The sequence below is a fragment of the Pseudorhizobium marinum genome (assembly GCF_000705355.1).
GTDB classification, from domain to species: Bacteria; Pseudomonadota; Alphaproteobacteria; order Rhizobiales; family Rhizobiaceae; genus Neorhizobium; species Neorhizobium pelagicum.
On sequence record NZ_JMQK01000081.1, the window covers coordinates 1 to 421 of the forward strand.

Genomic DNA, 421 nt, shown 5'->3' on the forward strand with positions numbered 1-421 from the left:
CCCTTCAACAACTTCTCCGGCGCCAAGATCGGCGTGCTGGAGATCGCCTCCGACGTCACCTCCGTGCTGGAGGATGCCCGCAGTGCGCTGTGGACCACCGTCGCCGGGACAATCATCGTCTCGCTGCTCTCGCTCCTGGGCTTCTTCATCTTCGCCCGCTCGCTCGGCAGCGTCCTCGCACGCCTGACCGGAACGATGTCGCGGCTCGCCGGCGGCGACCTCGACGCGGCGATCGAAGGCGAAAGCCGTCCCGACGAAGTGGGCGCCATGGCGCGTGCGGTCAACGTCTTCAGGGACAATGCCATTCACGCAAGGCAACTGGAGAAGGAAAGCGAAAGCCAGCGCAACCAGACCGAAGAGCAGCGCCGCCAGACGGCGGAAAAGGACCGCGTCCGCGCCGAAGCCATGGCGCAGGCGACCA

Annotated in this window: 1 protein-coding gene; it reads left to right on the top strand. The window is 66.5% G+C overall.

Features of this window, described 5'->3' with window-relative positions; all coding sequences use genetic code 11:
- On the top strand, positions 1 to 421 hold a 421-nt coding region (locus EO99_RS0125475), incomplete at both ends, for a HAMP domain-containing protein (protein ID WP_029621344.1).